This window comes from Microcystis sp. M31BS1 (assembly GCF_020245285.1).
Taxonomy (GTDB): domain Bacteria; phylum Cyanobacteriota; class Cyanobacteriia; order Cyanobacteriales; family Microcystaceae; genus Microcystis; species Microcystis panniformis.
This window is the reverse complement of sequence record NZ_JADBVE010000300.1, coordinates 1-12544: the sequence shown is the minus strand read 5'-3', so window position 1 is coordinate 12544 and position 12544 is coordinate 1. Positions and strand designations below refer to the sequence as shown.

The window sequence follows — 12544 nt, the reverse complement described above, 5'->3', positions numbered from 1 at the left end:
TGATAACTGATAACTGATAACTGATAACTGATAACTGATAACTGATAACTGATAACTGATAACTGATAACTGATAACTGATAACTGATAACTGATAACTGATAACTGATAACTGATAACTGATAACTGATAACTGAAAATGCACGAACTAGGAATCACCCAAAATATTATCGAACTTGCCTTAGAACATTCCCGAGGAATGAAAGTTAAGCGCGTGGTGTTAGAGATTGGTAAACTAACGGCAATTATGCCAGAATCGATCGCTTTTTGTTTTGACACCTGTTGTCAAGGTACTAATATAGAGGGGGCAATGTTAGAGATTCTGGAAATTTCTGGTTTAGGACAGTGCCAAGATTGCGAAAATAAGCTAGAACTAGAATATCCCTACGGAATCTGCGATCAATGTGGTAGTCGCAATATAGTCATTTTACAGGGTCAAGAATTAAATCTCAAATCCTTGGAGACAGAATCCTTATGTGTGTAACCTGTGGTTGTTCTGATAACTCGGAAGTAACGGTAACTAATCCGCAAACGGGAACCCATGAACATATTTTAGCCGATGGTACTGTTATTAGTCATAGCCATCACGCTCACGCTCACGCTCACGAGCATGAGCATCCCCATCATCCTGCGGAAATTCACGCTCAAATTCATGGTAATATTCTCCAAGTTGAGCAAAACCTGCTGGCAAAAAATAATCTATTAGCGGCACAAAATCGCGGTTGGTTGAAGGGGAGAAAAACTGTTGCTCTTAATCTGGTTTCTTCCCCCGGTTCGGGAAAAACTACCCTGTTAACTCGCACAATTGCCGATTTAAAAACCGCTATTCCTATCAGTGTCATTGAGGGAGATCAAGCAACAGCTAATGATGCTCAAAAAATTAGTGAAACCGGTTGTCAGGTTATCCAAATTAACACCGGAACAGGTTGTCATTTAGAAGCATCAATGGTAGAGAGAGGATTAATCGAACTCGATCCACCGATGAATTCTTTAGTCATGATCGAAAATGTTGGTAATCTAGTTTGTCCTGCTTTATTTGATTTGGGAGAAAATGCAAAAGTCGTCATTCTTTCCGTCACCGAAGGAGAAGATAAACCGATTAAATATCCCTATATGTTCCACGCTTCTCAAGTCATGATCTTGACAAAAATAGACCTACTGCCCTACGTTAATTTTAACCTCGATCGCTGTTTAGATTACGCCTATCAAGTTAATCCCAATCTGAAAGTTTTTCAAGTTTCTGCTACCACTGGAGAAGGTTTAGATGCTTGGTACAGTTGGTTAACATCACTGGTTTAAGTTAAGTAGTAACACACCCAAAAAGTTCAGTCTAACCGAAAGAAAAATGACCCTAGCACTTGATGACAATATTTATAATCAACTGTTGACTAAATTTCAACCTAAAATCATTGAAAATGAGGAAGAATATCAACAAGTTCGTCATCTTCTTCTTAATCTAATTAGTAAACAGGATCGACTACCAGAAGAAACCGCGATGGTTAAATTAATGGCGACAATTATTAAGGATTTTGATGCCAAACAACCTCAACCAGAACCAGCTTCACCGCAGGAAGTATTATTACACTTAATGTCAGCTAACAACATGAAACAAGCTGATTTAGTTAGTAAAATTGGTTCTAAGGGGGTGGTTTCTGAGATTGTTAATGGCAAGCGATCGATTAGTAAAGCTCAAGGGAAAATTTTAGGAGAGATTTTCAATGTTTCCCCCAGTGTATTCATTTAATTCTCTATTAGTTTTTAATGAAAACAGCCGTCATTGTTCCCCCGATTAAATGTCAAGGTATCAAAACTAAACTGGTATCATCAATCAAAAGTTTAGCGGATCAGCAAAACTGTGAGCGCTGGATAGAACCCTTGTGTGGTTCGGAGTTGGTAGCTTTTAATTGACAACCCCAAAAGGCCTTATACTAAATCTAGTTATTAAAAACTGATTATTTATTTCCCCTTTTGCATTTCCTAACCAAGAAGTTAATTTTGTTCTAGTGCTTAATCATATTCTTTTGCCGCTTGTACTAAAGATAAAAGTTGTCCGGTTTGATCAGTTCCCGATACTCCTAAATCACTGTGACAGAGGATAACTTTTTCGCTTACCCTTGCTAATAAATCCCTTAAAATTCTCTGTAAACGTGCCTGATTTTCCTCTAATTCTGCTTCCGTTGTCCAGCGTTGATAGGGACTTTCTCGCCAAAAAATCGGCGCAGCAAAAAGAGTGGAAGCACCTCCTTGTTCCCAGAGTGGGGAGGAACAATCTAGCCAAAAATGCCAACGATGACTAGAACGAAAAGAACGATATTGAAAGATATTGCCTAGGGTAACTGCCGGGGAAGATTTAATAAATTGTCGCACAGGATAGGGATTAGCAGTGATTGTGCCACGACGCAAAAGTTGGATAAACTGACTAATAGTTTCGCTGGGACTTTGAAAAGAGGGTTCACTCTCACGCAAACGGCGATCAATCTCCCAAAAATGTTGGGCAGTTTCCATTAATTCTCGCAAAGCTGCCAAGTGATCGAAGGGCAAATTTTCCCCATCGTTTAATAATTCTTCGATCGCTTGATTTAAGACAAAAATCGGGAAAAGTTTGGCTTCTTGCTGCCGTTTTTTCATCCCTTCGATCCAGTGACAAATTCTTTCGTAGGCAGTACAAGCTTTTTGTCCTAAGCGATCCCAACGGGGAAAAGTTTCGATCGCTAATAAACGGGGATTTTCCAGATCCACTTGATAACAATGATCGGCAATTAATCCGGCGCGGATTGGATCGATATCGGGAATTAAATTTTGTTCTTCATCCCAGCGATAACGGCTAAAAATCACCAGCATTTCCGCTATAGCCTCTTGGGGGGCTAAACGCCCCAAATTTTCATAAACAAGGGCGAGAAGGGTCAATAATGCCCGAATCAGAGGACAACTGATCAGGGGTCGTTGTTCGTTGAGGGGTTGAACGGCTATCCCAGCACCGGTTAAAATTTCCATCAGGCTATAACGGGCGATTTCGTCTAAACCAGGGGCAATAACGGCGATTTCTTCGGGTTTTACTGCTCCTTGCTTGACTGCTTGAATAATAGCTGTGGCTGTCTTCCGTAACAATTCGGCGCGAGAGGTGGTTTGCAGGGAGATGAATTGATCGGGAAGATTGCCAAGATAGTTACCGTCGCTGATTAAGGAGAGAACCGTCTCGCTAAACTGAGCAGCTAACCCGTCAGTGGTAGATAATGACATAATTTGACAGCGTGCCGCTAATTTTTGTAGATAATCGGGATCGGCAGTTAATCCTAAGCGAATTTTTCCCTGGGGATTGTAGGTAAAAACGCTAAAATAATCATGATCGAGGAAAAAACTGAGTAAATCCTTGGCAATAGCTGGATAATCGTCCACATCGTCCGCAAAAACTCCCCGGAAGCGTTTTAATAGTTGCTGTTGATAACGACTATCAGGGAATAAATAGCGCCAATAGAGTTCGTAGATGATACCATAACTTAATAAACCACGTTCTAGAGACCAATCACGCCATTGAATGATTAATTCTCCCACTTTTTCTGGTATTTCCTGCTCATTAATTGCTAAAACTCGTTTTAGATCTGTTTCTGATAATCCGTCGGCTAATCTTTCGGGTATCTTTTCTGCGGGAACACCACTAGCGCCGGCTAATTGTAACAAATCGAGAACTTGACGGACGAAACGATATTCATTTATGCTAGTAAGCTGGAAGAATTCAGCGATTGCTGGTTGCCAGAGACGGGTGGCGAGTTCCTGCTCCGTTTCTGGGCGTAATCGGCGGGGAAATTGCGCTTTTAGCTCCAAAAACTCGAAAATTAACGGCCAAAACAGAATGACTTCATCGGTGAGAAAACCTAAAGGGGTTTTGCAGAGAATCGGATAGCTACCCCTAACAGCAATGGCTAATTGATCGGCTAATTCCCGTTTATTATCATCGTTGGCAGCGAAAACTAAGATCGATCGAGGAAGGGGGGATGATTTTGAGCGATCGCGAGACACCCAGCGCCGAAATTCCCCGACTAAAGCGGTGGTTTTTCCCGATCGCGTGCCACCTTCGATCCAAATTGGTATGATTGACATCGTTTTTTCTCGATTGTATTTGTTAAGATAACTGATCGGTACTCTAGCTTTTCTCCCTTGTGGAAGTAATTGTTTCCTATGAATCTTAATCGGATTTTGCAAGGTGTTAATCAATGGTTATTACAAACTCCTGAACGTTCTTTAGATGAGGCCTATCATGCAGCTTTGAAGATTAAGGAAATAGAAGATAAGCATTTTCAAGGGCGAAAAGTGGCGAATGAATTCTCGAATTATGGCAGCAGCACTAATTCCTATTTTATCGCAGAAGTTAAAGGTTATCTGCAAAAAATTAAAGTCAGATTGACGGAGTTTAAAGCTAGTCGATCAATCGTTAATACCTTCGGACCTAATCAACCGACAATTAATAATGGGGTGATTACTGTCACCACAGATGTTTGTCTGAAAAAACTTCAGTTTATCGATAGTATTATCGGAAAATATCAAGATAATTATTGGCAAGAAGATATTCAAGATGTTCCCAAAAGTATCCAGAACAGAAATTTTGAGCAGGAAACAGCCAAAAATAAGACTTCTAGAAATCGCTCTTTTTTAGCAGCGGGTAGTATTGAAGATGAGGAAATAATCAAAAGTAATAAATCCCAAAAAGCTACGGAAAAACCGGGGGTTTTACCCCGTTCTTTTGTCAATACTTTTAACCGCATTAAACAGGAAATTGATCCCCAAGCGGAGGAATCGGAGGAGGCAGTTTTAAAGAAATTTCGCAATTCTCGTTATAAAACAGCCATTTCACTCAAGTTTATTTTACTGTTAATTATTGTTCCTTTATTAACCCAGCAATTAACCAAAACTTTCCTGATTACCCCCTTGGTTAATAAATATTTCCAACAACAGGAACAGTTTATTTTTATCAATCAGGATTTAGAAGAAGAAGCTTTTTCGGAATTGAGAAGATTTGAGGAAGCTTTACATTTTCGAGGTATGATTGGTTTAGCACCCAAATTATCTAACGAAGAAATCGAGGGAGAAATTACCAAAAAAGCTGCGGTACTAAGTGAAGAATTTCGCCAACGAGGTTTAAATGCGATCGCTAATATTTTCGCCGATATTTGTTCCCTGATTGCCTTTGGTTTTGTTGTCGCTTTTAGTCGTCGGGAAATCGAGATTGTCAAGTCTTTTCTGGATGGCATTCTCTATAATCTTAGCGATTCAGCTAAAGCTTTTTTAATTATTCTCTTTACCGATATATTTGTCGGTTTCCACTCTCCCCACGGTTGGGAAGTGATCCTAGAAGGGTTAAGTCGTCATTTCGGTTTACCGGAAAATCGCGAGTTTAATTTTCTCTTTATCGCCACTTTTCCCGTTATCTTGGATACAGTCTTAAAATATTGGATTTTCCGTTATCTCAATCGCATTTCTCCCTCAGCAGTGGCTACCTATCGTAATATGAATGAATAGGGTAAAATCGGGGAGAAACTTGATAATTTACCCTTCTAATCTGGGAAGGATAATTTTGCTGCTGTCTCTTGTACTTTGGTAAGTTCTAATTGCAAAGCAGTGGCAATCTGTTCTATACTTAAACCTAAGGCCAGTAAACCAGCAATCGCTTCAGTTTTAGCTTCTTCACGACCTTCTTCACGACCTTCTTCACGACCTTCTTCTTTAGCTTCTTGATAAAGTCGAGTTTGTCTGAGATCATCTAATCCGAACATAGCTTCTAACTCCGTGCGACTAAGATTAGTAAATTTATAGGCCAAGGTTCTTTCAATTAATTCTACAACTTTTTGCTGGAAAACTAGATCATCAATTTCAGCGATCGCTTTTTCTAAAAGTGGTTTTCCTCGTTGCTGTGCTAATTGGGGTGTAGCGACGATTAACTGAATAATTCCTAAACCCAGAGACGGATCTGGACTATCGATTAATTCATCTAAATAAATACGTCTGATCTGTCCCGTTATCTCAAATCCCCGTAGTTGATAGGGAAAATTATTGTCGATATCCCTGGAGGCAAATAAAGCTACAGCCATCCAATCCTGAACGGGTTTATACTGATTGAGATAGATGACAATTTCTGTTAAAAATCGCCAATAAAAATCGCTTTTATCCTGAAATTGCACTTCAACAAAGTAAATAATTAGTTCCGGTGCTGCTGTGGTCGGTAAAAAAATACCGTCAAAACGACGCGCTAATTCTTTGATTTCTCGGGAGGAGAATTGATAATTTTCAGCTTTCTGGGTTGATTCTCCCAGTAATTCAAAAATTAACCCCGGAAAAGTTTGCAAGAGTTGATAAAAAATTGTATCGGTCTTCACAAGCTTGAAAAAATCTAGATATTTACTAACAATTACTTACAAATCATCCAACAAGAGCGTGACTAACACCTTATCGACGCGATTACCGTCCATATCCACCACTTCCAAGCGCAACCTTTGCCATTCAAAATGATCAGCAGCCCCCGGAATCCGGCCAAGATGGGTAATAATAAAACCCCCTAAAGTGTGATAATTCCCCTGTTTTTCCCCGGGTAATTCACTGATTTCAAATAATTCTTTAAAATCTTCGATCGCCACTGTGCCATCGATCAACCAAGAACCATCTTCCCGCTGCACGATCTGAGCATCTTCAATATTATCTAATTGGGGTAAATCGCCGACAATTGCCTCTAAAATATCCTGGCGCGTCACCAATCCTTGAATCACCCCGTACTCATCCACTACCAAGGCAATATGATGGCCACTTTGCTGTACCAATTCTAAAACCTTTAAACCCCTAGTGCTTTCCGGCACAAAAAGCGGCTGCTGTAAATCCTTCGTTAGATCGAAACTTTCACCGGTTAAACAATCGGCCAATAAGTCTGTGACTTCGATTACCCCCAAAACCTCATCTAAACTGCCCTGACACACAGGAAAACGGGTATGATTGCTCTCAATTAGCTTCTGGCGGTTAATTTCGGCACTATCTTCCAAATCTAACCAAACAACATCTGGACGCGTGGTCATAATCTGACTGACTCGGCGATCGCTCAATCCTAACACCCTTTCCACCATATCCTGTTCTGCTTCCTCAAAGGTTCCCGCTTCGGTTCCCTGTTTAAGCATAATTTTCAATTCTTCCTCCGTAATTGGGGAATCATTATTATTACCGCTAATCCCCAACAAACCGAGAATCAGATTAGTCGATTGACTCAAAAGATGGACAACGGGCGAAACAATTTTTGATAACCTATTCAGAGGATCAGCAACGAGGATAGCGATTTTTTCAGGATTACTTAAACCTAACCGTTTCGGCACTAATTCCCCCACCACTAGGGATAGATAGGTAATAATTAACACCACTAATCCTAATCCCAAAGCTTGACTGTAGGGGGCTAAAACAGGAACTTGGGCCAATAATTGCGCCACACTGACCGATAAATTAGCTCCTCCGTAGGCCCCGGCAAAGATACCCACTAGGGTAATGCCAATCTGCACCGTCGATAAAATTTGATTGGGATCATTGGCCAATTTTAAGGCCACCGCCGCCCGTCGATCATCTCTGGCTAATTGTTCCAAACGGATTTTGCGGGCCGAGACAATGGCAATTTCCGAGAGAGCAAAGACTCCATTGAGGAGGATGAGGAAGAAGATAACAAGAATTTCGGTAGTCGCCGAGAACATGGTTAAAATTTACAGGTAAAAGGGCGGATAGTTGTTTGTATCATAGTGCGAGGATCGGTTAAGTTCAGTAAAGAATCATCTTGATTTTTAACGAGTTACGAAGGCTTGTGTCTGGAGGGGGTTACTCCCAGTATAAATGGGATAGGATCAAGTCCGCACTCTTAGCTCAGTTAGCAGTGAACAGTCAGGAGTGACCTGTTGCCAGCAAAAAAAGTTGTCCCTGGGAGAGTGGGGACAAACTATCTCAATCTATTCGCCTGAAAAATTATGATCGCTACACCCGTATCATCGAAATCGAACCCTATCACGGAAATCCGCCCCGGACTACCGACTATTTGCGGTTGGGAACAGGAAATTGCAGCGATTGTTAATCACGATGATCCGATCTTTTTACCGACAACAAATCTCAAATTAGACCATATCAACGCTGGTTTTGCCTGTGCCTTGCATATGCACCAACCCACCATCCCCGCGGGTGTTAACGGTGAATTAATCGGCAATCTCCAGCATATGTTCGAGCATCAGGGGGATGGCGATAACCATAATGCCAGCGTTTTTGCCTGGTGTTATAGTCGCATGGGCGATTTTATCCCAGAATTGGTGGCGGAAGGCTGTAATCCCCGGATTATGCTCGATTATTCCGGCAATCTCCTCTGGGGTTTGGTACAGATGGGACGGCAGGATATCCTCGATAAACTCAAATTAATCACCTGTAACAGTCAATATCAACCCTATGTGGAATGGTTGGGGACGATGTGGAGTCATGCGGTGGCTCCTTCCACACCGATTCCCGATCTAAAATTACAGATGCAAGCATGGCAAACCTATTTTGCCTCGATTTTTGGGCCGGATGCCCTGAAACGAGTCAAAGGGTTCTCTCCCCCAGAAATGCACCTTCCTAACCATCCCGATACCCTCTACGAGTATATTAAAGCCCTGAAAGAATGCGGCTATCGTTGGTTATTGGTACAGGAACACTCGGTGGAAAATCTCGACGGTTCGGGATTGAGTCAGGAACAAAAATATATTCCTAATCGCCTGGTGGCCCGCAATTCTCGGGGTGAAGTGATTGCGATTACTGCTTTGATTAAAACCCAGGGTTCCGACACCAAATTAGTCGCCCAAATGCAACCCTACCACGAGGCCAAATGCCGCGGTAAACAGCAAATCGGCGGCGTTTGGGTTCCTTCCCTAGGTTCCCAGATTGCCGACGGTGAAAATGGTGGCGTGATGATGAATGAATTTCCTCGCGATTTTCCCAATCCTTGGCGGGAAATGCGGGGGGGTTCCAGTGTGGCAGGATTTAACGGTACGGAATATCTGGAGTTAATCGAGGCGGCTGGCGTTAATCCCCAAGATTATCCCCCAATTCAAGCCGTACACCAGCATAAAATCTGGCAGCGAGTTAATCCCGATGCCGCTACCCCGGAAGCAGTGGAACAGGCGATCGCTGATTTAAAACAGTCCGACCACCGTTTTAGCATGGATGGGGCATCTTGGACAAATGATCTCAGTTGGGTGCGCGGTTACGAAAATGTCCTCGAACCGATGAACCAATTAAGCGCTCAATTCCACGAGAAATATGATCCTTTAGTACAGGCGGATCCTAGCTTCACCCGACGACCGGATTATCTGGAGGCACTGCTTTATAATTTGCTCGTGCAAACCAGTTGTTTCCGTTATTGGGGCCAGGGTACTTGGACCGATTATGCCCGCACTTTGTACGAAAGAGGCGCGGCCTTAACCCGCTAAGATAGTAAGGTATCTAGGGCGCAGATTCTGCGCCTTGTTAGTATATTTATACTAGCAAGGGATGTTCGCCGATGAAGTAATTAAAGAAATACTCAAATCCTGATAAAAATCCTCTTGTTTTAATTCCACTTTTGATTGAGAAGCCAGTAAAAGTAAAGCCCAAAAAATCGCCACCTTTTCCTGTGTTGCCGAGTGACTAGAGGGCTTTTCTGCTTGCCATAAATCTAATAAATACTCAAACTCTATCTCCTTTTTCTCCAATTGAAAAAACTTTCTCTGCAAAAAAAAGTCCAGTTCCGCTGCCAATTCCGTCAGGTTTTCTTGGTGGGCCAATTCCGTGATAATTTGTACCGCTTCCCGTCGGGATTGGGGCCGGGGTTTCGGGACAACTACAGCCAGTTTCGGTAAAGCTTCAATCTCTAGGGCAATCTGTTGTAATTGAGTGATTAACTCCTGCAAAGTTACCCGTCTTTTTCGCGGTGGTGGGGCGGCAGTACGACGGCGAATATGATTTTCTAGATAACGGGGTAAAGTTCTTAATTCTCTTTCTAAATCGCTAATTTCCTCATCTATCAGACTTTCTTCTTGCTGGTCCAAAGACAATCTTTCTAGGGTATCAGCCTTAAATAAAACTAACATAGAAGCCCATAAAAAAGCCTGTCCCGATTGGGGTAAATTAGCCTGGGCCATGGCTAAATCTAGATCATTTAATAACCCCAATTCCGCCAAAAAGCGATCAATCACATCAATAACCTGCACATCCCAGGGGTCAATTTCTCCCTGTTCCGCCATTTCTAAAAGAGAGGCGATCGCATCACTGGCCGAGGTGATAGTCATGATTGTAGAATCTTGTAGGATCTCAAAGGATAGAATTTAGCAAGCAAAACCATGGACATATCGATCGCTGACCTGCGTTTGGACTACAATCTTGAAGAATTGCTAGAGTCAGAAACATCTGCCGATCCTTTCATTGTATTTAAACAATGGCTAGAACGGGCGGTATCTTCGGGAAGATTAGAACCCAACGCTATGACTTTAGCCACTATTTCCCCGGAGGGTAAACCCCGGGCCCGCATGGTACTGTTAAAAGACTTCGATCCTCTCGGTTTTGTTCTCTTTACCAACTACCACAGCGCCAAAGGACAGGAATTAATCGCCAATCCCAATGCAGCCCTAGTGTTTTGGTGGGGAGAATTGCAACGGCAAATTAGGATCGAGGGAACTGTAGAAAAAATCAGCGAGGAGGAATCGGATAATTACTTTTTTGTCCGTCCCTGGGAATCTCGTTTAGGGGCCTGGGCCTCCAATCAAAGTGAAGTGATTTCTGGGCGAGATATCCTCGAAAAACGCCTAGCAGAACTAAAAGAAGAATATGCGGGTCGTGAAGTTCCCCGTCCTCCTCATTGGGGCGGTTTTCGTCTAATTCCTAGTTTAATCGAGTTCTGGCAAGGTCGCCCCAGTCGTCTTCACGATCGTCTCTGTTATTATCGTCAAGAAGATGGCAGTTGGCAAAGGCAACGTTTAGCCCCTTAGTTTTATCTTGACACCTTGTATTGGCAAAATAGCTCGATGCTAATTCAATTTGTCATTTTAGTCTTGAGATAATATTAGGTCGATGTCTTTTCCCAACCCGCGCTTACCTTAGCGATCGGGTTGGGCCATTATGTTAATTGTAGAAAGGCAACCCGTCCGCCCTAAAGTTTCAGAAAAACGATAGAATTGAAAGGGTTTTTGTTTGCATATTTCAAAAATAACTAGAGAATTATGGACATCAATAAAGTTGGACTTCGAGAAACCTTAGAAGCATTGCGGGTTGAACTGAGTAAATCTATTTTAGCCGCTGAGGGTGAGCAGATTCGCTTTGAAGTGGGTGAAATTGAATTAGAGGTTCAATTTGTGGTTGAGCAGTCGAAAGAAGGCAAAGGTGGGCTGAAATTTTGGGTAGTAGAAATGGGTGGGGGTGTCACCAATAAAGATACGATCACCCATAGAATTAAAATTCCCCTTAAACCCATTTGGAAAGATGGAAAACCTGTATTGACAGGAAGTGATGATATTCCCGATTAAAATTGATTATTGTAGGATGGGTTAGCGAAGCGTAACCCATCACCATCCCAGAAGAATAGGTTACATCAATCCGATAAGTTATGCCCCAATTCCAACCCGATCGCGCTTTAGAAATTGTTGCCCCTAAGTATGGCACTGCCTATCGAATTGGGGGACGTTTACTCTTGACTTGTCGGCATCTATTTGATAATAGTAACAACTGTAAAGTACGATTTAGATCAGCATCAAACTATTCTGATAAGCAAGACATAGACGCTAAGGTAATTTGGAAAGCTCCCGATAATATCGATATAGCCTTAGTAGAATTACCAGAAACTATCGAAACTTGTGATCCTGTAGGTTTTGGGTTGTTACCTGATGCGAGTAGCACCCAAAAAGTTAAATTTGACTTTTTGGGATTTCCTCTATTTTTACGGTATTCTGAAGATGGTATAAAATACGCCACAGGGTTACATATTCAGGGAACTATCGATGTGGCTAATCGTGTTCCTCATAACCGTTTGTTATTAAATATTAAAGATAGTCAAGACATACAACCCACCGATGAACAATTAGAAAGATTAGCAGAAGATCAGTCACCTTGGCAAGGAACATCGGGATCAGCAATTGTTTGTTATGGGTTAGTGGTGGGTGTGCAGAAATGGCATCAAAATCCAGATCGTCCTGAATCTTTAGAAGCTGAATCTTTGGCAAGAGTTTATGACAATCCCGAATGGGGTGAGATATTAGAAAGTCATGATATTGATCCTGAACCTAAACCCGTTATATCCGCTTCTTTAAAATCTTCTTCCTATCGCAATCAGTCCCTATCTTTCCCCTGCTTTGTTACCCGAAGCCTTGCAAGTTGCCAGAGGGATTGGGGATGAATCCAAACAGGGTGAGAGCATCTCAAACGCTATTGACAATTAGCCAATTTTGTGAACCGCTTGCTGTGTGGGCATTTCAAGTGATACCAGTCAATCAGAATAGTTACGAAATATTCACATTTGGTCGATTTTTGCTTAACAATTGAGA

General features: G+C 42.0%; 12 protein-coding genes. 8 read left to right on the top strand and 4 right to left on the bottom strand.

Features of this window, described 5'->3' with window-relative positions; genetic code table 11:
• Positions 1 to 138: 138 nt before the first annotated feature.
• The 3 genes from IM509_RS17320 to IM509_RS17310 are packed head-to-tail and all read left to right on the top strand — an operon-like array spanning position 139 to position 1743.
• Positions 139 to 483, top strand: coding sequence for a hydrogenase maturation nickel metallochaperone HypA/HybF (locus IM509_RS17320; RefSeq protein WP_052275638.1), 345 nt, complete (start codon positions 139 to 141; stop codon positions 481 to 483).
• The gene (gene hypB, locus IM509_RS17315; protein ID WP_072923682.1) at positions 474 to 1298 is read left to right on the top strand and encodes a hydrogenase nickel incorporation protein HypB; all 825 of its coding nucleotides are present in this window, start codon (positions 474 to 476) and stop codon (positions 1296 to 1298) included. The genes IM509_RS17320 and hypB overlap by 10 nt, the downstream gene beginning before the upstream one ends.
• Before the next feature lie 46 nt (positions 1299 to 1344).
• The gene (locus IM509_RS17310; protein ID WP_002787811.1) at positions 1345 to 1743 is read left to right on the top strand and encodes a helix-turn-helix domain-containing protein; all 399 of its coding nucleotides are present in this window, start codon (positions 1345 to 1347) and stop codon (positions 1741 to 1743) included.
• Between the two features lie 263 nt (positions 1744 to 2006).
• Here the strand turns inward: IM509_RS17310 and IM509_RS17305 are convergent, their stop codons facing one another.
• Entirely contained in the window at positions 2007 to 4097 is a 2091-nt protein-coding gene (locus IM509_RS17305; protein WP_072923676.1) for a PD-(D/E)XK nuclease family protein, read from the bottom strand.
• Between the two features lie 78 nt (positions 4098 to 4175).
• Between IM509_RS17305 and IM509_RS17300 the strand changes: the two genes are divergently transcribed.
• Positions 4176 to 5513, top strand: coding sequence for a proton extrusion protein PcxA (locus tag IM509_RS17300; RefSeq protein WP_052275640.1), 1338 nt, complete (start codon positions 4176 to 4178; stop codon positions 5511 to 5513).
• Positions 5514 to 5548: 35 nt separating this feature from the next.
• On the opposite strand, the gene IM509_RS17295 is transcribed toward IM509_RS17300, so the two are convergent.
• Both IM509_RS17295 and IM509_RS17290 read right to left on the bottom strand, forming a co-directional pair.
• Positions 5549 to 6367, bottom strand: a complete 819-nt coding sequence (locus tag IM509_RS17295; RefSeq protein WP_052275641.1) for an Rpn family recombination-promoting nuclease/putative transposase — start codon at positions 6365 to 6367, stop codon at positions 5549 to 5551.
• 36 nt (positions 6368 to 6403) lie between these two features.
• Positions 6404 to 7711, bottom strand: coding sequence for a hemolysin family protein (locus IM509_RS17290; protein WP_052275642.1), 1308 nt, complete (start codon positions 7709 to 7711; stop codon positions 6404 to 6406).
• A 267-nt stretch (positions 7712 to 7978) separates the two neighbouring features.
• Between IM509_RS17290 and IM509_RS17285 the strand changes: the two genes are divergently transcribed.
• Entirely contained in the window at positions 7979 to 9463 is a 1485-nt protein-coding gene (locus IM509_RS17285) for a polysaccharide deacetylase family protein (RefSeq protein ID WP_185237300.1), read from the top strand.
• A gap of 51 nt (positions 9464 to 9514) precedes the next feature.
• On the opposite strand, the gene IM509_RS17280 is transcribed toward IM509_RS17285, so the two are convergent.
• Positions 9515 to 10300: a segregation/condensation protein A gene (locus IM509_RS17280; protein WP_052275644.1), complete on the bottom strand. Its 786-nt coding sequence runs from the start codon at positions 10298 to 10300 to the stop codon at positions 9515 to 9517.
• 51 nt (positions 10301 to 10351) lie between these two features.
• Between IM509_RS17280 and pdxH the strand changes: the two genes are divergently transcribed.
• The 3 genes from pdxH (at position 10352) to IM509_RS17265 (ending at position 12396) form a co-directional block, all read left to right on the top strand.
• Entirely contained in the window at positions 10352 to 10996 is a 645-nt protein-coding gene (gene pdxH, locus IM509_RS17275; RefSeq protein WP_052275645.1) for a pyridoxamine 5'-phosphate oxidase, read from the top strand.
• 231 nt (positions 10997 to 11227) lie between these two features.
• Positions 11228 to 11530, top strand: a complete 303-nt coding sequence (locus tag IM509_RS17270; protein WP_072923671.1) for a trypco2 family protein — start codon at positions 11228 to 11230, stop codon at positions 11528 to 11530.
• An 80-nt stretch (positions 11531 to 11610) separates the two neighbouring features.
• Positions 11611 to 12396 (top strand): trypsin-like serine protease, encoded by a 786-nt coding sequence (locus IM509_RS17265; protein WP_249264803.1) that lies wholly within the window; start codon positions 11611 to 11613, stop codon positions 12394 to 12396.
• Positions 12397 to 12544 lie beyond the last annotated feature (148 nt).

What these genes read in the sequence shown, in the direction of transcription:
- IM509_RS17265 (WP_249264803.1), top strand. Translation starts at nt 11,611, where the DNA reads ATGCCCCAATTCCAACCCGATCGCGCTTTAGAAATTGTTGCCCCTAAG.
- IM509_RS17290 (WP_052275642.1), bottom strand. Translation starts at nt 7,711, where the DNA reads ATGTTCTCGGCGACTACCGAAATTCTTGTTATCTTCTTCCTCATCCTC.
- IM509_RS17280 (WP_052275644.1), bottom strand. Translation starts at nt 10,300, where the DNA reads ATGACTATCACCTCGGCCAGTGATGCGATCGCCTCTCTTTTAGAAATG.
- IM509_RS17310 (WP_002787811.1), top strand. Translation starts at nt 1,345, where the DNA reads ATGACCCTAGCACTTGATGACAATATTTATAATCAACTGTTGACTAAA.
- IM509_RS17320 (WP_052275638.1), top strand. Translation starts at nt 139, where the DNA reads ATGCACGAACTAGGAATCACCCAAAATATTATCGAACTTGCCTTAGAA.
- pdxH (WP_052275645.1), top strand. Translation starts at nt 10,352, where the DNA reads ATGGACATATCGATCGCTGACCTGCGTTTGGACTACAATCTTGAAGAA.
- IM509_RS17285 (WP_185237300.1), top strand. Translation starts at nt 7,979, where the DNA reads ATGATCGCTACACCCGTATCATCGAAATCGAACCCTATCACGGAAATC.
- hypB (WP_072923682.1), top strand. Translation starts at nt 474, where the DNA reads ATGTGTGTAACCTGTGGTTGTTCTGATAACTCGGAAGTAACGGTAACT.
- IM509_RS17305 (WP_072923676.1), bottom strand. Translation starts at nt 4,097, where the DNA reads ATGTCAATCATACCAATTTGGATCGAAGGTGGCACGCGATCGGGAAAA.
- IM509_RS17300 (WP_052275640.1), top strand. Translation starts at nt 4,176, where the DNA reads ATGAATCTTAATCGGATTTTGCAAGGTGTTAATCAATGGTTATTACAA.
- IM509_RS17270 (WP_072923671.1), top strand. Translation starts at nt 11,228, where the DNA reads ATGGACATCAATAAAGTTGGACTTCGAGAAACCTTAGAAGCATTGCGG.